Below are 17,742 nucleotides of genomic sequence, written 5' to 3' on the forward strand. Positions count from 1 at the left end.
TAAGTCATGTCTAAAGAGTTTATTTTACCAGATATCGGCGAAGGCATCGTTGAATGTGAAGTTGTAGAGTGGTTAGTCGCTGTTGGTGACACAGTCAAAGAAGATCAGCCAATCTGTGATGTAATGACAGACAAAGCTTTGGTACAAATCCCGGCAGTACATGATGGTGTTATTACTAAATTGCATTACGCAAAAGGCGATATTGCAAAGGTGCACGAGCCATTGTTTGCGATGAATGTGGAAGGTGATGCTCCTGTAGAAGAGGCGACAGCTGAGGCTTCAACGGCAAAAGAGCAACCAGCAGCAACGCAAGGCAGTCACTTAGAAGACTTCATCTTGCCTGATATTGGTGAGGGTATTGTTGAATGTGAAATTGTTGAGTGGTTAGTAAGTGAAGGTGAGTTAATCAAAGAAGACCAAGCGGTTTGCGATGTGATGACGGATAAAGCGCTTGTTCAAATTCCAGCTAAATATGATGGTGTAGTGGAAAAACTGTATTACCAAAAAGGTGATATAGCACAAGTACATAGCCCATTATTCCAAGTACGCTTAGCGCACTCTAATGGTACTCAAGCGGCACCGGCTAAATCGGTTGAAGAAGAGCTTGCAATTCATAAGCCTCAACCTGTTTCATCTTCAACGTCTTCTCCTGCTGTGACACAGCCTATCATTAACGGTAAAGCGGTCGCTTCACCTGCAGTAAGACGACGTGCACGCGAAATGGATATTGATATTCGCCAAGTGCCTGGAAGTGGTAAGAACGGTCGTGTCTATAAAGAAGACCTTGAAAAGTTCCTGAGCGCGGGCGCGAGACCTGCTGCACCAGTTGTTAGCGAAGCGGCACCTCAGCTTACCACAAATACAGCGAACACTGTGACGGGTGGCGCAAGAGTTGAGCCAATTCGTGGCATGAAAGCTGCCATGGCGAAGCAAATGGTTGCTTCTGTGTCTACCATTCCTCACTTTACATACAGTGATGAAATTGACTTAACAGAGCTTATTGCATTGCGACTTTCTTTAAAAGAGCAATATGCTAAGCAAGGTATTAAACTTACGATGATGCCTTTCTTTATAAAAGCGTTGTCTTTGGCAATTAAAGAGTTCCCAATCTTAAACTCACAAGTCAACGATGAATGCACAGAACTTACATACTTTGACGACCATAATATTGGTATGGCGGTTGATAGTAAGTTAGGTCTTTTAGTGCCAAATATAAAAGGTTGTCAAAACAAGTCTATTGTTGATGTTGCTGAGGCAGTAACTAAATTAACTGATGCAGCAAGGGAAGGGCGTGTATCACCGGATGATCTGAAAGGTGGCACCATTTCAATTTCGAATATAGGTGCTATTGGTGGGACGACTGCAACACCAATTATAAACAAGCCTGAGGTCGCTATTGTGGCACTTGGCAAGTTACAACATTTACCACGCTTTGATGCTGATGGTAACGTTGTTTCACGCTCTATCATGCAAGTGAGTTGGTCTGGTGACCACCGAGTTATTGATGGCGGAACGATTGCGCGTTTCAATAATCTTTGGAAGTCATACTTAGAAGAACCTGCAAAAATGATGATGGCTATGCGCTAAATTAGTTTTGTAAAGACCTTTACATGCCCCAAAAGCGCAAGCTTTTGGGGCTTTTTATATTTGAGTTAAATTTTTTTGCATTGTATTTTGTTTATCTACACAGATATGTTCCAACCTTGTTTAAAAATCCGTATAATTCACCCCTCAAAATTTTTACCCGTAGCAATTAAAAAAGCCATCCGTTTTAGGCTTGAGAAGTCGTGATGAATCAAAAAGACGATAGAAAAGAAGTACTTGAATTTAATAAGTTGCAGAAAAAACTGCGCAGAAATGTTGGTAACGCAATAAAAGATTACAACATGATCGAAGAAGGTGATGTTGTGATGGCTTGTATTAGTGGTGGTAAAGACTCTTTTGCAATGCTTGATATATTGCTGAACCTGCAAAAAGCCGCACCGATTAAATTTGAAGTTATCGCAGTCAACCTAGATCAGAAGCAACCGGGTTTTCCAGAGCATATTTTGCCTGAATACTTCGAGAGCTTAAATATTCCTTATTATATCGTTGATAAAGACACATACTCAGTTGTTCGGGAAAAAGTACCTGAGGGTAAAACTACTTGTGGCCTTTGTTCTCGCCTGAGACGTGGCACATTATACTCTTTTGCAGAGAAAATTGGCGCTACAAAATTAGCGTTAGGCCACCATATGGATGATATTGTTGAGACGATGTTCTTGAACATGTTCCATGGCTCTCGATTGAAAGCAATGCCGCCAAAACTGAGGTCAGATGATGGCCGAAATGTTGTGATCCGTCCACTGACTTACTGCCGAGAAAAAGATTTAATTAAATACGCGGAGCATAAAGACTTCCCGATCATTCCATGTAACTTGTGTGGTTCGCAGGAAAACCTGCAAAGACAAAACATTAAAGCAATGCTTGTTGAGTGGGATAAGAAAACCCCAGGTCGCGTTGATAGTATTTTTAAATCACTTCAAAATGTCAGTCCAAGCCAGTTGGCAGATACAAACTTGTTTGACTTTGAAAATTTACCAATTGATAGAGAAAATGAGCGTGACGAGTATCAGTTCAGCGAAGCGACAGTTTCCTCTACCAATATCGACGAATCACTATTTATTGATGTCACTAATGTCTAAATGATATTTTACCAAGTATCGCTGCCAGCGGTACTTGGTGTTGTTCTATCCAGCTTCCTTATGTTTCATTAGCCTACTGAGCTTTATTTCTAGATAACTTGGCAACCACTTTTGCATAACTGTTTTAAATTCTTGGCTGTTAACCACGGTACTAGCAACTGAATCAATTTCTTTAATGATTTCTCTTCCAAGATCATTATCAGTACAGCCAACATACCCATGCACTATAGGGTCAACGTCTTCAAGGATGAGTTGCACCACTTCTTTGGTATTTGTTTGCTTGTGAAGGTAGAAATGTTCGCTGGGGTAACCAATGACCGCATCGACACGTCCTTTTTTGAGCATGTACGTCAAGCTTTCAAGTGCATCTTGACCTGGTCGAATAACGACCTGACTTTTTGGAATCGAAGTAATAGCTTGATCCAATACCCTGCCATATGAACGTTGCATAACAACGCCAAGCACCAGTTTGTTTTCTTCTATGAAGGGTTTTAATTGGATTTTAGCGGTGTCTTTCAATCCAAGAGCTTGAAGTGTTGTAGTCGTCGTTGCGATGGTTGGTGACAAACCAATGGTGGTATAGTTTTCACTGAAGCGTATGAACTTTTGACGCTGGGGTGTTTTGTATAATGAGAGCATACAAAATGTATTGCGTTTATCACTGAGAGCCCGGATAGCACGACTAGCTGGAAAGTAGACTTTATTATTTTCATAGGCAGGCAAATATTGGTGAAACAAGTCAATGATTAACTCATCTCTGCCTGTGCCTTCATCTGCATCATTTATCATGTAGTAGGGTGGGAAGTCAGTGATGATCCAGTCGATGCTTTTGCATTCTGCGATACCGGATAACAATATTAATAATAGCAATGCTTTGCGCACACTTATACCTCTTCTAATTGTCACTCTTAAAGCTTAGCAAAGAACGTTGAATTGCCAACATGTAAAGCAGTAAATAAATTAAATTCTTTGTTTAATAATTGTAATTCATTTTACAATTTATTTCTTTTTGCTACATTGAAAGACGAACACCAGCCTTTAAGCGAATAAAGTGTTGGCCAATGTGGTTTAACAGGGATTGGTCTTTTATTTGTAATTAAAAGTGTTTTAAAAGTCGTGCTTGGTATAGTATGCAAGGTTGGCGAGTTAAGTTAATTTCAATAACAAGAGAAAACTATGAATACGCTTATCGTCAGTGATATTTTTGGGCAAACTAAGTGCTTAGAAAGCTTCGCCAATGAACTAGACGGCAACACTGCTATTTGTTCCCCCTATCCCTTTAGGCAAGGGCATTTAAATCGGGATGAAGAGACTGCTTACAAGCAGTTTATAAGTTCCGTAGGCCATGATAAATACTTCCAAAAGGTTGTTGAGGCAATTTCTGATAAACAGCCTGACTTGGTTATTGGGTTTTCAGCAGGCGCTGTTGCTAGTTGGAGAGCGCTTGGGGCAATGCCAATTAAGAGCACGACTAAGCTTATCGCATTTTATCCAGGGCAGATCAGAAACCACCTACAACTTCAACCTAGATGTGATGTTGACATTTATTTCCCTTATCAAGAAAAGCACTTTGACATTACACCTGTTATACAACATTTATCAGGAGTACCGGGGGTTAAATGTTATCGAACACGTTACGAACACGGTTTTATGAATTCACTGTCAGCTCAATTTAATGCCGCAGCGTTGCAACATTTTACAGCACTATGCCAGTGTAACATTGATGAAGCAATTAAGTTGAAATTAGCCAACCGAAGGATAAAAAGTGGACTAGAATTGACTATGTAAATCATAATGAAAAGGAGTTATGTATGTCAGATCAGCCTCGTATTCCTTATAGACACTTTCCCGGTAACCCAATAGCTAAACCGCCATGCAGAATGCTTAACGCAATGATGTATGGCTTTTTTGTTAAGGGGGAATTGAATACCATCCAAAATTATGTTGACTCAACCCTTAATAGCGTCCCCAGTGAGTCTATCGCCTTTAGAGCTTTATCATCGTATTGCCTCTTAACCTTTACCGATATTGAAAATATTGCGTCTAAAGTGCCACCGTTTAGTAATTACGGCTACATGCAAGAGACAGATATTATTGTATGGCTTCCCATTGCTCAGATCAGTAAGCAAGAAAATAAAATGACCCATTTGTATTGGTATCCGGCTTTTATAACGGTTAACAATATTAATGCGTTAGTTAATGGGCGTGAAACTTGGGGCTACAACAAATACCTGTGTCAGTATCAAATGCCCGACAATCAGCATCGAGCAGATCACTTTTCGTTGAGCTTAGAGACGTTTCAGCCATTTGAAGCGGATAAAAAAATGGCGTGGTATGAGCTCCTGTCTATTGATCGCGTAGCAGATGATGATACCTGGTTTGAAGAGGCCATTGAGATTGGCAAAGAAGTCGCTGAACTGATTCATGGCAGCGTACATGACTTAGGGGTCAGCATAGACTTTTTCAAACAGCTATTTAGTGGGTTTACTAATCCCCAGCTTGCGCAAATATTGTTTAAACAATTCCCTGATGGCTATGCCGAAAACAGTGTATATAGCGCTGTCGTTCATTCGCCTTCTACAGTGAAAAAGGTTCATAAACTCGGTTTTTTAAAAGACGAGTATAAAGTGACCTTTAACCAAGTAGACGCATTTCCATTGGAAGAAATGTTTGGGATTAAGGTGGGTGAGCAGTTCGCTAAATTACCTTACTTTTTATGTATGGATTTTGATCAAGACGGGGCGAAAGAGATCGTCACTGCCGATTTGTAACTTGAGTAAGGAAATCACATGACTAAAGAGCGTATTGCTATCTTAGGTGGTGGCGTGTCCGCGATGACAGCCGCTGTATACTTAACTGAAAAAGAGAATTGGCACGATCTATATGATATTACCGTGTATCAGTTAGGCTGGAGGTTAGGAGGAAAGGGGGCGAGTGGAAGAAACCCTTATTTTGGTGAGCGTATTGAAGAGCACGGTTTACATGTATGGTTTGGCGCATATGTTAACTCATTTCGTGCAATCGAGACGGTATATGACAAGTTAGATAGGCCTTCAACCGTACCAATCCATACATGGCAACAGGCGTTAAAACCACATAGCTTTGTTGTCTTACAGGAGTATATCGATAATCAATGGGAAACATGGCCTGTCGATTTTCCTATAATTGATGGGAACCCTGCCGATGGCACGCTAGATTTACATTTTTGGCAGTTAATTGAATTAGTCGTTGCATGGTTGCACAAATGGATAGACGAGTTGGAAGAAGCCATTGAAACTGCCAATAAAAAGACTCAATTGCAAACAACCAAACAACGGGATCGGAGCTTATTACAACATTTAGCTGGAGAGATTTCTGACGCATTTGACACTGTTGAAGACTCTGTAAAGTCTTTTTTTGATAGTGCTGTCGACGAAGCTCAGGACATCTTATCAACCCCAAAACTGCTAATTTCACAGTTGCATGATCTGATGAGCTTGCGTGCTAACGATAAAAAGCTGTCAAATTCGAAAGATAGACTCGTTACTTGGTATATCGTTAGAAAGCTTAAGCGTTGGCTGCGCTCAGAGGCGTTAGAGCTGATTGATGATAACCCCGCAGTAAGACGCGCATATATCTGTGCAGATCTCGCTATTGCAATGACGGTTGGCATGATTAGGGATAGGGTGCATGCCAATGGTTTTGGGGTCCTGAATAAGTATGATTTTAAATTTTGGTTAGCCAGAAATGGGGCAGATAAGGAATATGCAGTAGAGTCGGCTCCTGTGCGCGGATTTTATGATCTCGTTTTTGGTTTTGTGGATGGTGACTTTAAAGAAGGTGACGTTGAAGCAGGGGTAGCTTCGTTAGCAATGCTTCGGATTATGCTGTGTTATAAAGGCGGCGTCATGTGGAAGATGCAAGCAGGCATGGGCGACATAATTTTCTCACCAATATATGAGCTACTCAGTCAGCGGGGCGTACAATTCGAATTTTTCAATCAAGTCGAGTCTCTTAAGCCTGGTCAAGATGAAAATGGAAATTATGTCGTCGATGAGATTGAAATCATTGAGCAGGTTGAGCTTAAAAATGGTGAATATCAGCCTTTTGTTGATGTTAAAGGTTTGCCTTGCTGGCCTTCTCAGCCAAACTTAGATCAAATTGTGGATGAACAAGCTGACCTTATTAGACAACATAAGGTGAACTTAGAGTCATTTTGGACTGATTGGCCAAGTATCTACGAGCAGCACTATCAAAAGCCCCTGCCGAGAAAGACTCTGAAAAGAATGCGAGATTTTGACAAAGTTGTTTTTGGCATTTCAGTGGGTTCACTCGAGCATTTATGTCCAGAGTTATTAGCATTGGATTATAGTTTTGAGCAGCAAAGTCGCAAAGTAAAAACGGTGGCAACACAGGCGTTTCAGGTTTGGTTGAACAAAACAGATGAACAGCTTGGCTTTAACTACACACCTGCAAGTGAAGAGCGGCCCATATTGAGTGCTTTTTCTCAGCCTTTTGATACATGGGCTGCCATGTCGAATTTATTGGGCGTAGAAGATTGGCCTTCATCTGGTCCATGTAATATCGCATATTTTTGTAGTGCCTTTACTTGTGATTATTACCCACCTGCGTCTGAGCATTCGTTTCCTATTGAACAGACCGCTAAAGTTAAAGTGAATTCACTTAATAAGCTTAACCGCGAAATGAAACCTTTATGGCCAAATGCCTATAATGAAGCAGATGAATTCGACTGGCGTGTTGTGTATGATCCTGTCGCTGCGCCAACAGAAGAAAGGTTTGATTCACAATATTGGCGCGTTAACGTTGATCCTAGTGAGCGATATGTTCTCTCAGTCACTGGAAGTAGTGCTTTCAGGTTATCGACTGATGGAACCGTGTTTAAAAACTTATTTATAACAGGTGATTGGATCAAAACGGGTGTGAATGCTGGTTGTGTAGAAGCGGCTGTTATGGCCGGTATGCAAACCTCACGTGCTATTTGCGGTTTACCAGAAGAAATTAGCGGCGAAAATGGCTTTGAGCCGGATGGTACTTAATAGATAATATTAGGTAAGTAACAGAAAAGACCTGCAATTTTATTGGAGGTCTTTTCTTTTGGACTATACTCAGTAGTGCAAAATGAATACTGCAAACACAATCGAGAACGGACATGTTTAAACTCTCTGCCATTTCAATATCTATATTTCCAATAATGTTTAGTTCAATTCTATCATATGCTGCTGACGACTCTATGGAGGTCATCGAGGTGTATGCACAGAAACGGAAGCAAAACATTGAGGATGTAAGTGTTTCTATTTCTACTATCGGGGCTAATCGTATTGCTCGGCAAGGCATTAAGGATGCGACTGAACTTGGGCACTTCGTTGCAAACTTAAAGATCAGCCAAAATGCTGCTGAAGGGACGCCACCAGCAATAAATATTCGAGGTGTTGGCTTGTTGGATTACAACACTGCAAACACTTCTCCAGTTGCTATGTATGTTGACGGACTCTCAGTAGGATCTGCAAGCAATCAAATAGCGAACTTGTTTGACATCGAACAAGTGGAGGTCTTAAAAGGCCCACAAGGTACTTTATTTGGCCGAAATAGCACCGGTGGTGCACTTTTAGTGAGAACTAAACGACCTGATGCCGGTAATTATGGCTATGTTAAGCTCGGTGCTGGCACAGATGATTGGTATAGGGCACAAGGTGCCTACAATGCGACAATAAATGATGAGAGTGCGGTCAGGTTTGCGTTCAATCACACAGACTATGAATATACGAGTTACAACTTACTTGAGACCTCTCCAGAAGCTGGGCTGACACAAAGCGATTTAAGGCTCAGTTATTTGGGGGAGTGGGATAAGTGGAGTGCTTTTGTTAAAGGGTATTATGGTCATTGGGATGGTATCGTGCAACCAGTTGGAAATATTGGTGTTTTTAAAGATCCAAACCCTCAGAACCCTGTATCTTGCTCTCCTAGAGAGGCGGGTAGTTTAGGGTGCGTTGACAGTTTCGGTTTCAATGATGGAAGTGATGATTTTTGGGCGGTGAGCGTTAATAATGATTCGCCGCATTTGAGTATTTATAAGGGTTGGGGGCTTGAACTTCAATGGGAAATGCAAGAAGGGTCCTACTTGACCTATATAAATGGGTTTAATCGGTTAGATAGAGATCATGCATTTAACTGTGACGGTAGTCCTGCGAGATTGTGTGAAGGGGAGTTGGGTTTAAAAAGTGAGCTTGTTACCAATGAACTTAGGTATCAAGGCCAATTTGGTGATGATTATTGGACGGTGGGTTTATTTCACCTTGAAGAGCGTATATTCCAAAACAACCACAATGATATCCTAAGAGATTTACGCGGAATATTGGCACCAGAGCTGACAACCACATTTTTTTATGACAATGAAATTGTAACTAAGACAATTGCATTGTTTTCTCAATATGAATGGCGTTTAAGTGAACAGCATATGATCACATTCGGTGCGCGCTATTCGGACGAATCCGTCAGATATGATTCAATATCAAGATTGAACTTTATTACCACTCCAGGTGAGCTCGACGGTACTATTATTCCGTTTTATACGGCAAGTGGCGAGGTAAAAGACGACAGAATATCAGGCAAACTTGCATGGAATTATTCACCAAATGATGATCTACTCATTTATTACTCACTGGCAAATGGCACAAAAAGTGGGGGATATAACGGTGGTTTGCTGTCATCTCCAGAGCAAGCTGAATTTGCAGATTATGAACCCGAAGAATTGATAGCACATGAAGCAGGGTTTAAATTGTCCAACGACGATGTTTACTTATTATCTGGCGCTATTTTTTACTACGACTATAAAGAACAGCAAGTGTTCATGAATCAGGCGTCATCAACGCCGAATGCTCCGCCACTTCAGCTGCTAGAAAATGTCGGTAAGTCAACAATCTATGGCGCCGAGTTAGAGTTTGAGTACCTGCTAAGTAAGCATTTATCGTCACGATTGGCGATAGGGTATATTCCAGAGGCTAATTTTGAAGAGTTTATAGACCCAGTCGGTGTTGCGCTCACTGATAATCGCTTACCTTTTACATCAGAGTGGAATATAGCAGCAGAACTTGCATATACATATCCTTTATATGAAGGCGAATTAAGTTCAGTCGTGGGTGTTGATTATCAGTCAGAGTACTACTTTGATCAAAATCAAAACCCGTACGCAATGCAGTCAGGTTACGCTTTATGGCGAGCAAATATTACGTATCAGTATAAGCAATGGCAATTAGGCGTATGGGGCAAAAACCTCTTCGACAAAGAGTATAGCCATTTAAAATTTGATTTAAGGTCGTTTCTTGGCATGTTGGAAGACTTTAAAGGAGAAGGACAGAGAATTGGCGTTGATATTACGTATAACTTTTAGTGCTGTATTAGCATATAAATAGGGGTTTTTAGGTCAATAATGTATCTAATTAGATTAACTTTCAGCTTTATTGTGTTGTGTTTGTCGCTCTCGGTGAGCGCACAACAATACGTATATGATGGTATTGAGACGGGTGTTAATTTACATGACAAGGGATTGATCCTTTCTGCAAAAGATGACACTCGTTTCCCTGATTCATTTGATGAGGTTGAAAGTTGGGCTAGTCAATTACCCCCCCAAAAAGAGCGAGCTCTGTTTTCTGGTCGATATTGGCTTGTGACCAAAATTAAAAACATTTCTGACTATGAGCAGTTAGTTTTGTACCCATACAATACGGTGTTATCTAATATAGAAACAAGAATATACTCCTCAACAGATGTAAAACGGTATTATTCAGGTGGTATGGTACAGAATGAATTCGCTTTTCATTATGGCAATACCATTGAGTTGATGCCAAATAAAGATTACTACGTAGTCACTCTATTTGAGAGTGATTACTTCTATACACCAATTAAACTAGAGCTTGTACCAATAAAAGATTTTAAAGAGCAGGTCGTCATTGATAATTTAATTATGATCATCTGCTTTAGCGTTGGGATAGTTTTGGGTTTATACAACCTGCTTATCTATATTGGCTCTAAAGATTTAACACACCTTTACTATGCAATTTTCGCAGCAACCATGGTTTTTGCATGGAGTCATTTTTTTCATATCTCTGACCAGCTTTTTGGGTTTTATTCGGCGCACTTACACTGGCTTGGCTTTACTTTATCACCAATCAGTAATGCACTGTTTTACAATTGCTTGCTTAAGCTTAAAGAGAAACACCCTAATTTATCCTCAGCATCTATTTGGGTTGGTGTGATTGCTGCAATTGGTACTCCATTTAGTATTTTATTTCCAGGCTTTGGTTTTTTATGGGCAACATTATCGACTGGTGTGGCTTTATGCCTAGGTTTGTACATCGGGATTCTAAGGATCTCTGAAGGGTTTAAGCCTGCAAGGTATTTTATACTTGCTTATGTCTGTATGGCTGTACCAAATATGATTGGGAACTTTACTAACCTTGGGTTGCTGCCGCCCATAGCTGTTAATTTGTATTTAATTGGGTTAGTTGGGGTAGCGCTAGATGCTATGTTCTTAGCTTTTGCTGTAGCTGATAAGGTGAGGTTAACCAGCGAAGAAAATATAGAGCTGAATAAAAACTTAGAAGCGAAAGTTTTAAAACGTACTTATGAGCTTGAACAGCTGGCTTCTGAACTCCGTGATGCAAGTGAAGCCAAAAGCCGCTTCTTAGCCAATATGAGCCACGAGATTAGGACACCAATGACTTCGATTATTGGTTATGCAGATGGTATAATTTTAGGTGATATAAAGCCACATGAACGTAACCATGCGATCACGGTAATACTGCAAAACTCTCGTCATGTACTTGGCCTCATAAACGATATTCTTGATATGTCCAAAATTGAGGCAAATCGGCTTGAGGTAGAATTAATAGAAGCTAATCTGTTTCAGTCAATTGCCCATGTTGAGTCATTGCTTGGCAAGCAAATACGAGACAAAGGACTTGAGTTTGACTTGAATTACCAATTCCCTTTACCTGATTATGTCGTGATTGATCCAACTAGGCTGCGTCAAATATTATTAAACCTCACATCAAATGCATTGAAATTTACTTCTGTGGGTAAAATCTCCATAGAAGTCAGCTGCAAGGATGACAGACTATATATTAGCGTTAAAGATACAGGTATTGGTATGACGACTGAAGAGCAAAAAGAGCTATTCAGTGCATTTTACCAAGCTGACTCTTCCACCACGCGTAAATATGGTGGAACAGGTCTTGGCTTGAACATTTCAAAAAGTCTAGCGCAAAAGTTAGATGGTGATATCGAAGTTGAAAGTGAAGTTGGGTCGGGTACATCTTTTACCTTATCACTGAGTTTGTTTACCACTGAGCGTACAAAGTGGGTAAACTCTTTTGAAGAAATACATCATCAACATGAAACTTACGTTGAATCTGATTCTGAGCTAGATGCAGAGGTGTTGAAGGGTGAAGTACTACTTGCTGAAGATCATAGTGATAATTGTAGACTAATCACCAGAATTCTAGAACGGATGGGATTGAGTGTGACTGCGGTCGAAAACGGCCAATTAGCAGTGCAAGCCGTTTTAGACAATGAGTTTGATTTGATCCTGATGGATATTCAAATGCCAGTAATGGATGGAGAGCAGGCGTTTAATTTTATTCAAGCAACAGGCTGTACGGCGCCAGTTATCGCATTAACGGCGAATACAATGAGTCATGAAGTTGAAAGATATATAAAACTTGGGTTTACAGATCATTTGGCAAAGCCAATCGATAGGGCACAGTTTGCGAGGAAAATCTCTCATTATTTAAATATAACCGTAGAAGATGATTTAAACTTACCAGATGAAGAATTCAAGCAATTGAAAATGCAGTATATTGACGGGTTGCATGAACAGTTAGTACAGCTTCAGAATCAGCTCAAATATAAGGACTATGAGGGGTTAGCACGTTCTATCCATGCTCTAAAAGGTACTTCAGCAATGTTCGATTGTCATGATATTTACCAAACTGTTTCACAGATTGATGCCTTGCTAAAGCAAGACAATTTACAAGATGTTGAAAAAGCGCTGTCAAGGCTATTTGATTTGATTAACAAAGTGATAGACGAATCTGACTGCGGCGAAGCAGTATAGTTATTTCGCATTCAACTTGAAGAATCCGCATTTGAGTTTCGAACAATCAAAACTTTATAATCGTGAAAAATAACTAAAATGAAATAAGGAAAGGTTATGAAGTATTTATCGATTATTTGTGCGTTAGTTAGTCCACTTGTTTTAGCAAATCCGCTCGAAGGCACTTGGGAGTTTGTCAGTGGAGAATATGCCACTAAAGAGGGACGTATTAAGGCCTCGGCACCTCAAGTCACTTCGACTAAAATCATTAATAAAACTCACTTTAGTTATATCACTAGCAGCGATAATAAGTTTCATTATGCTGGGGGTGGCACATATGTACTCAAAGATAATCATTTTATTGAAACAGTCACACTGGGTAATGTAGACAGTTTGATAGGTCGAGAAATGGCGTTCACTTATGAGGTGAAGGGTGATCTTTGGCACCACAAGCTTGTTGAGGATGGCAAATTCGTTGAATACGAGGTTTGGAAGCGCGTTAAATAAGCGCGCTCGTTTCATCCTTTACCACATTTAGATGAAATGATTGTTTCAATTATAGGTTAGTATGAGGCTGCAAGGCCTGACTTCGCTTTCCATAACTTTCCTTTAAACGAGATGCTCTCCAAAAAAGTTCACTTATTGATGTAAGAAATTGTATAAAGCATGTTCTTATGAACTAACATTTAAGAATATTGGAAAGTGTCGTTAATTCTTTGCGTTAGGGATTTTCTTTAACTAATTATCATTTTTTATGAATAATTATTCTCATTTACTGGTTTAAATCTCATTCTAAAGTGGGTGGTTTTTGAACAGTAACTGACAAGTGTTAACACTCGCCGTTTTGTCCAATTGTATTTTTTCGCATAAGTTATTTGTACAGGTTAGGCAAAGAAGGTATGCAATTATGAAATCTTACATTCCACTTATTATGGCTTCTCTAGTAATGGGTTGCTCATCATCTGAAAGCGATAACTCAAGCCAATTGAATACTGAAGCACAGCAAGATACATCATCTCAACAATCTGATGGTAGTCAGGCTAGTAGCTCAGATACGAGTAACAGCACCGATTCTAGTGTGAATAATGATTCATCCAACTCTGATGATTCAACTGATCAAGGCAGTGATGAAACTAACGATAGCGATGGCAGTGCAGATAGAGGAATATACTTCCCTCAGTCTTTGGCAGTGGCATCGCCATTTTCTGATAGCAGTGATGAGCAAGATAGGCAATATTCATACAGAGCGCTTGAGTCTAGAGGTCCTGCTTCACCTACTTATTTTTGGGCAACTAGGAGAATTAACTCACTGTTAAGTGGTGAAACACCTCTAAGAGATGTATTCAGGGTCGGTTCTTTCTATAGAAACAGCACGAATGCAGATTGTTTTGGTCCGCAAGTGAGTTATCAAGGACATCCTGATGCATCAAGTTCGGCAACCAGTTCAGGTACATTACCCACCGGAGATTTAGGTTTATGGCTAGCGAGTGCAAGCAATGGTAACGCTTGTGCTGTAGCGCAAACAAATGCGCAATTACGGGCTGTCAGAGAGCGCTCAAGAATGGCACTCATGACTCTAGCTAGCATGGTGTCTGCTGCGATTGACGATGGAACTGGCTTACCTACAGAGGGCAGTTCAATTGATCTAACCTCACAAATGAATAGCAAAGGGCTGGCAGATATAAGCTTCAATAGTGCAATAATTGAGCTTGCGTCAGGTGTATGGCAATACAGTGTAAGTTTAGCTTACACGGTCTCTGGCTCAAATTATGACATTACTATGTCAATGATGCATACTCCCGGCTCTGATGCCGTGAACTATACCGGTTTACTCAACTTTACTGTAGAGGGGGAGGTTGGTGTGTCAGGCATAGAGTTTCCTGGAGGAAATTGCAGTCAAAATGAACGTACTTTAGTTGGCTCTCTGGCTTATGAACGCAGTGGAGAGCAGATGTCTCTGCAGTCTAGATCGGCGACTAATTGTGGTCATAGTGTTGCGAATGAATTTAATAGCGACCAGCAAGTGGATGTGGACAACAAATATCATAATACTGATAACCCTGATGGTTGGAGCGAAAATTTTGCAATATTTGGCGCTAACTTTAATTTGACTAGCCTAGCAGGTGATTATGCTTATGTATGGCAAGCGGGCGTCAATGACTCTAATAGCCGCATATTAAACATCGGATTTAATGATGATTCGCTGGAAAATGGTGAGGCTCATTTTGGCTATGGGGCGGATATTGATGAAACAAATGGGTTGGTCCAAGGGTTTATTTGTAATTGGGCTGGACCTGGGAGTAGTCATAATCTTCAAGATTTTACCCAAAGGCAGTTTTTTGAATTCGACTCTTCAACAAATGTCTATTTAGGCACTGAACATCGCGCAAATATTGAGTATGCACCGACAAATTCATGTGGGTATGACGGTACGGGTACGTTTGTATTCGATATTGATGCAAGCGGTGTTTTAGGCGATATAGCCAGTGAATCAGCTTCTGAAGTATTCAACACTGATCTTTGGTCACCTACTGATCCAAGCTTGACGGTTGCTGAATCAGTATTAGCAAGAGGGTTATCTGTGCCTGTAGTGCCATTTTCTTGGCCGAGTAATGAGTGACAAATAAAAAGAGAAGGCAATGCCTTCTCTTTTTAAATACATTTAGCTGGTTTAGGCAGTCCCGCAATTTTAGTAGCTTGCTTCGCAGGGCCTTTAGGAAAAAGCTTATATAAATAAATGCTTTTTCCTTTATCCTCGCCAAGCTTCTTAGCGATTGCCTTGACTAACATTCTAATGGCAGGGCTTGTGCCATATTCTTCATAAAAACCACGAACAAATCTAATGACTTCCCAGTGCGCATCTGTCAATGTAATATTTTCTTGAGATGCAATAATTGGCGCTAGACTCTCTTCCCAATCTAAATGATTTAAGAGGTAGCCTTCTTTATCTGTTTCAATTGTTTTATCGTTTACTTCTAACATAGTTACCACGTTATAGATTTGTCACTGTTTGCAATAAGGTCGACCCAACTCAAATCATCTATCAAGGTAATTGACTCAAGAGGTGAAACACCTCGGGCTAAGGCGCATGTCTCCAGCATAAAAATCGGGGCTGGGCAATTTACTAAAAACTTTGATTGATCATAGCAGGCATCTTGTTGAAGCAATATTTTATCGTCTTGACTGATTAAACCCATATCAAAATTGTGATAGTAGCTTCTTGGTTTTGAGAAGATATGTACTATTGAACTCATAACTTAACCACATGATCTTGTTGTTGAAGTAAAGCTTGTTGCTGCTGAATATTGACTGTATCGGCATCAATCGCAAGTGCTTCAGCCGACATCGAAAACTCCACAAGGGCATTTTCACAAACGAAAATACGGTCAACTTCATAAATTTCTAATGTTTTTAGCTGTTTTAAAAAATCTTTAATACCGAGTTGATTGGGGTGTTGAGCTGTTTTTAAGGCAAGTACCGATGCGCCTTTAAATAACCAACTGACTTCTTGATCAACAGCTGCAAAAATCAGAGCCATATCTAAACTATCTCGAATAATTTGCGCATCAAATGGCGCTGCGTCGCAAACCACTAAAATCTTTTTTGTCATTTGAATTGCACCCACTTATCTGCTTTACAGGTTTCCATGGCAAATTCAGCGAGTCCTGCGACGGTGAACAAACCTGTATTAGATGTGTTTAGGCCACGTTTCTCTGCAGCTGTAACACATAATTTTATAGGTATCCCTAGATCATGAAGTGTTTGCCATACCGTGCTTACTTGTAACTCATCACTGGCAAGAGAGAAGTGTTGATTGGCATGTAGTACAGCGTCTTGGTATAAAAAAACACACTTTATAGCGTGCTTTTGCTGAAGCACGGCACGTGCGAAGCGCTCTAGACATTGTAAAGCGTCATGGTCAGCAGGACCAAAGTGTACGGAAATAATAAATTGGCTCAAAGAAAACCTATAAAAAAAGCCCCTAATGGGGCTTATTTTATCAGAATGATAAGATTAGTCATCACTTGACATAACGCCTAGTAGCATCAATAGCGAAGTGAATAAGTTGTAGATAGCAACGAATAAACCAACAGTCGCTAGGACATAGTTAGTTTCGCCACCATTAACGATTCTGCTTGTTTCAAACAAAATCATTGCTGACATAAGTAGTACGAATACAGCATTAATTGCAATAAATACAATTGGACTACCGATGAAGATATTTACGATTGAAATACCAACAGTTACTAAAATACCAATTGTTAGGAAACCACCCATGAAAGAAAAATCTTTCTTAGTTGTCAATGCATAAGCTGATAAGCCAAAGAAAATCAATGCTGTTGAGCCAAGTGCTTGAGCGATAAGAAGCCCGCCATTTGGTAAGTTTAAGTATGAGTTAAGCATTGGACCTAAACCAAAACCTAAAATACCGGTGAACAAGAACACCAGGCCAATTGCTGAAGAAGAGTTAGCCTTCTTCTGGATAACAAAAATGAGACCCATAGCAACAAGAGAACAGACAAGGCCAGTAAATCTAGGCAATGCCATAGTCATTGAAATTGCAGCAGTTAAGGCACTGAATGCCAAAGTCATTGCTAAAAGAAAGTAAGTGCTCTTAAGCACTTTATTTGTTTCAGTCGTTGACATTACCGCTTTTTCAGTAGTGTACGAATGATTGAACGCCATATTATAGCTCCTTAATAGAAACACGATGTTCCGATAATTAAACTTTCCAAAGATTACCAAGAGTTACATAGTTGAGCAAACCTTTCTCGAATAGTAGACCATTTTTTGAGGTAAATAGTTCAAAGATAACAAAACATTGATAAAAAAATCGTCAGGTTAGCTGGAATTGTCGACAAACGAGTCGAAATTTAGTCAAACGATAAAAAAAGCAAAAAAAAAGCTTCACATTCTAAAAAGGTTTCCCTATTATTCGCCCCGCTGCGGAGAGATGGCTGAGTGGTT

At 40.1% G+C, this 17,742-nt stretch carries 15 protein-coding genes; 9 read left to right on the forward strand and 6 right to left on the reverse strand.

The annotated features are described in order from the left end of the window. Nucleotides 1–6: 6 nt before the first annotated feature. Nucleotides 7–1,587, forward strand: a complete 1,581-nt coding sequence (locus N473_RS03035) for a dihydrolipoyllysine-residue acetyltransferase (RefSeq protein WP_063366656.1) — start codon at nt 7–9, stop codon at nt 1,585–1,587. Between the two features lie 203 nt (nt 1,588–1,790). After that, nucleotides 1,791–2,684 carry a tRNA 2-thiocytidine(32) synthetase TtcA gene (ttcA, locus tag N473_RS03040; RefSeq protein ID WP_063366657.1) on the forward strand — a complete coding sequence of 298 codons (894 nt, stop codon included), beginning with the start codon at nt 1,791–1,793 and terminating at the stop codon, nt 2,682–2,684. A gap of 45 nt (nt 2,685–2,729) precedes the next feature. Here the strand turns inward: ttcA and N473_RS03045 are convergent, their stop codons facing one another. Beyond that, on the reverse strand, nt 2,730–3,566 hold the full coding sequence (locus N473_RS03045; RefSeq protein ID WP_063366658.1) for a transporter substrate-binding domain-containing protein: 837 nt from the start codon (nt 3,564–3,566) through the stop codon (nt 2,730–2,732). 294 nt (nt 3,567–3,860) lie between these two features. On the opposite strand from N473_RS03045, the gene N473_RS03050 reads away from it, so the two are divergent. The 7 genes from N473_RS03050 (at nt 3,861) to N473_RS03080 (ending at nt 15,394) form a co-directional block, all read left to right on the forward strand. Next, complete coding sequence (locus N473_RS03050) at nt 3,861–4,472, forward strand: hypothetical protein (protein ID WP_063366659.1); 612 nt, start codon at nt 3,861–3,863, stop codon at nt 4,470–4,472. A gap of 23 nt (nt 4,473–4,495) precedes the next feature. Then, nucleotides 4,496–5,455 (forward strand): hypothetical protein, encoded by a 960-nt coding sequence (locus N473_RS03055; RefSeq protein ID WP_063366660.1) that lies wholly within the window; start codon nt 4,496–4,498, stop codon nt 5,453–5,455. Nucleotides 5,456–5,473: 18 nt separating this feature from the next. Beyond that, nucleotides 5,474–7,720 (forward strand): NAD(P)-binding protein, encoded by a 2,247-nt coding sequence (locus tag N473_RS03060; RefSeq protein WP_063366661.1) that lies wholly within the window; start codon nt 5,474–5,476, stop codon nt 7,718–7,720. Nucleotides 7,721–7,833: 113 nt separating this feature from the next. Further along, nucleotides 7,834–10,071 (forward strand): TonB-dependent receptor, encoded by a 2,238-nt coding sequence (locus N473_RS03065; protein ID WP_063366662.1) that lies wholly within the window; start codon nt 7,834–7,836, stop codon nt 10,069–10,071. 39 nt (nt 10,072–10,110) lie between these two features. Further along, the gene (locus tag N473_RS03070; protein ID WP_063366663.1) at nt 10,111–12,795 is read left to right on the forward strand and encodes an ATP-binding protein; all 2,685 of its coding nucleotides are present in this window, start codon (nt 10,111–10,113) and stop codon (nt 12,793–12,795) included. Nucleotides 12,796–12,891: 96 nt separating this feature from the next. After that, nucleotides 12,892–13,281: a hypothetical protein gene (locus tag N473_RS03075; RefSeq protein ID WP_063366664.1), complete on the forward strand. Its 390-nt coding sequence runs from the start codon at nt 12,892–12,894 to the stop codon at nt 13,279–13,281. 400 nt (nt 13,282–13,681) lie between these two features. Next, complete coding sequence (locus tag N473_RS03080) at nt 13,682–15,394, forward strand: hypothetical protein (RefSeq protein WP_063366665.1); 1,713 nt, start codon at nt 13,682–13,684, stop codon at nt 15,392–15,394. A 32-nt stretch (nt 15,395–15,426) separates the two neighbouring features. On the opposite strand, the gene N473_RS03085 is transcribed toward N473_RS03080, so the two are convergent. Genes N473_RS03085 through N473_RS03105 form a run of 5 tightly spaced genes read right to left on the reverse strand, consistent with a single transcriptional unit; the run spans nt 15,427 to nt 17,460 of the window. Beyond that, nucleotides 15,427–15,756, reverse strand: a complete 330-nt coding sequence (locus N473_RS03085) for a TusE/DsrC/DsvC family sulfur relay protein (protein ID WP_063366666.1) — start codon at nt 15,754–15,756, stop codon at nt 15,427–15,429. A gap of 2 nt (nt 15,757–15,758) precedes the next feature. Beyond that, nucleotides 15,759–16,028, reverse strand: a complete 270-nt coding sequence (locus tag N473_RS03090; protein ID WP_081220916.1) for a DsrH/TusB family sulfur metabolism protein — start codon at nt 16,026–16,028, stop codon at nt 15,759–15,761. Beyond that, nucleotides 16,025–16,384 (reverse strand): DsrE family protein, encoded by a 360-nt coding sequence (locus tag N473_RS03095; RefSeq protein WP_063366667.1) that lies wholly within the window; start codon nt 16,382–16,384, stop codon nt 16,025–16,027. Before N473_RS03095 ends, N473_RS03090 begins: the two co-directional genes overlap by 4 nt. After that, nucleotides 16,381–16,734, reverse strand: coding sequence for a sulfurtransferase complex subunit TusD (gene tusD / locus N473_RS03100; RefSeq protein ID WP_063366668.1), 354 nt, complete (start codon nt 16,732–16,734; stop codon nt 16,381–16,383). The genes N473_RS03095 and tusD overlap by 4 nt, the downstream gene beginning before the upstream one ends. Nucleotides 16,735–16,788: 54 nt before the next feature. Beyond that, on the reverse strand, nt 16,789–17,460 hold the full coding sequence (locus N473_RS03105) for a Bax inhibitor-1/YccA family protein (protein ID WP_039609861.1): 672 nt from the start codon (nt 17,458–17,460) through the stop codon (nt 16,789–16,791). Nucleotides 17,461–17,742 lie beyond the last annotated feature (282 nt).

It is taken from the genome of Pseudoalteromonas luteoviolacea CPMOR-1, from assembly GCF_001625685.1.
Taxonomy (GTDB): Bacteria; Pseudomonadota; Gammaproteobacteria; order Enterobacterales; family Alteromonadaceae; genus Pseudoalteromonas; species Pseudoalteromonas luteoviolacea_K.

Bases quoted from the DNA above. Each gene is read 5' to 3' on its own strand.
- N473_RS03035 (WP_063366656.1), top strand. From the start codon at position 7: ATGTCTAAAGAGTTTATTTTACCAGATATCGGCGAAGGCATCGTTGAA.
- ttcA (WP_063366657.1), top strand. From the start codon at position 1,791: ATGAATCAAAAAGACGATAGAAAAGAAGTACTTGAATTTAATAAGTTG.
- N473_RS03050 (WP_063366659.1), top strand. From the start codon at position 3,861: ATGAATACGCTTATCGTCAGTGATATTTTTGGGCAAACTAAGTGCTTA.
- N473_RS03055 (WP_063366660.1), top strand. From the start codon at position 4,496: ATGTCAGATCAGCCTCGTATTCCTTATAGACACTTTCCCGGTAACCCA.
- N473_RS03060 (WP_063366661.1), top strand. From the start codon at position 5,474: ATGACTAAAGAGCGTATTGCTATCTTAGGTGGTGGCGTGTCCGCGATG.
- N473_RS03065 (WP_063366662.1), top strand. From the start codon at position 7,834: ATGTTTAAACTCTCTGCCATTTCAATATCTATATTTCCAATAATGTTT.
- N473_RS03070 (WP_063366663.1), top strand. From the start codon at position 10,111: ATGTATCTAATTAGATTAACTTTCAGCTTTATTGTGTTGTGTTTGTCG.
- N473_RS03075 (WP_063366664.1), top strand. From the start codon at position 12,892: ATGAAGTATTTATCGATTATTTGTGCGTTAGTTAGTCCACTTGTTTTA.
- N473_RS03080 (WP_063366665.1), top strand. From the start codon at position 13,682: ATGAAATCTTACATTCCACTTATTATGGCTTCTCTAGTAATGGGTTGC.
- N473_RS03085 (WP_063366666.1), bottom strand. From the start codon at position 15,756: ATGTTAGAAGTAAACGATAAAACAATTGAAACAGATAAAGAAGGCTAC.
- N473_RS03090 (WP_081220916.1), bottom strand. From the start codon at position 16,028: ATGAGTTCAATAGTACATATCTTCTCAAAACCAAGAAGCTACTATCAC.
- N473_RS03095 (WP_063366667.1), bottom strand. From the start codon at position 16,384: ATGACAAAAAAGATTTTAGTGGTTTGCGACGCAGCGCCATTTGATGCG.
- N473_RS03105 (WP_039609861.1), bottom strand. From the start codon at position 17,460: ATGGCGTTCAATCATTCGTACACTACTGAAAAAGCGGTAATGTCAACG.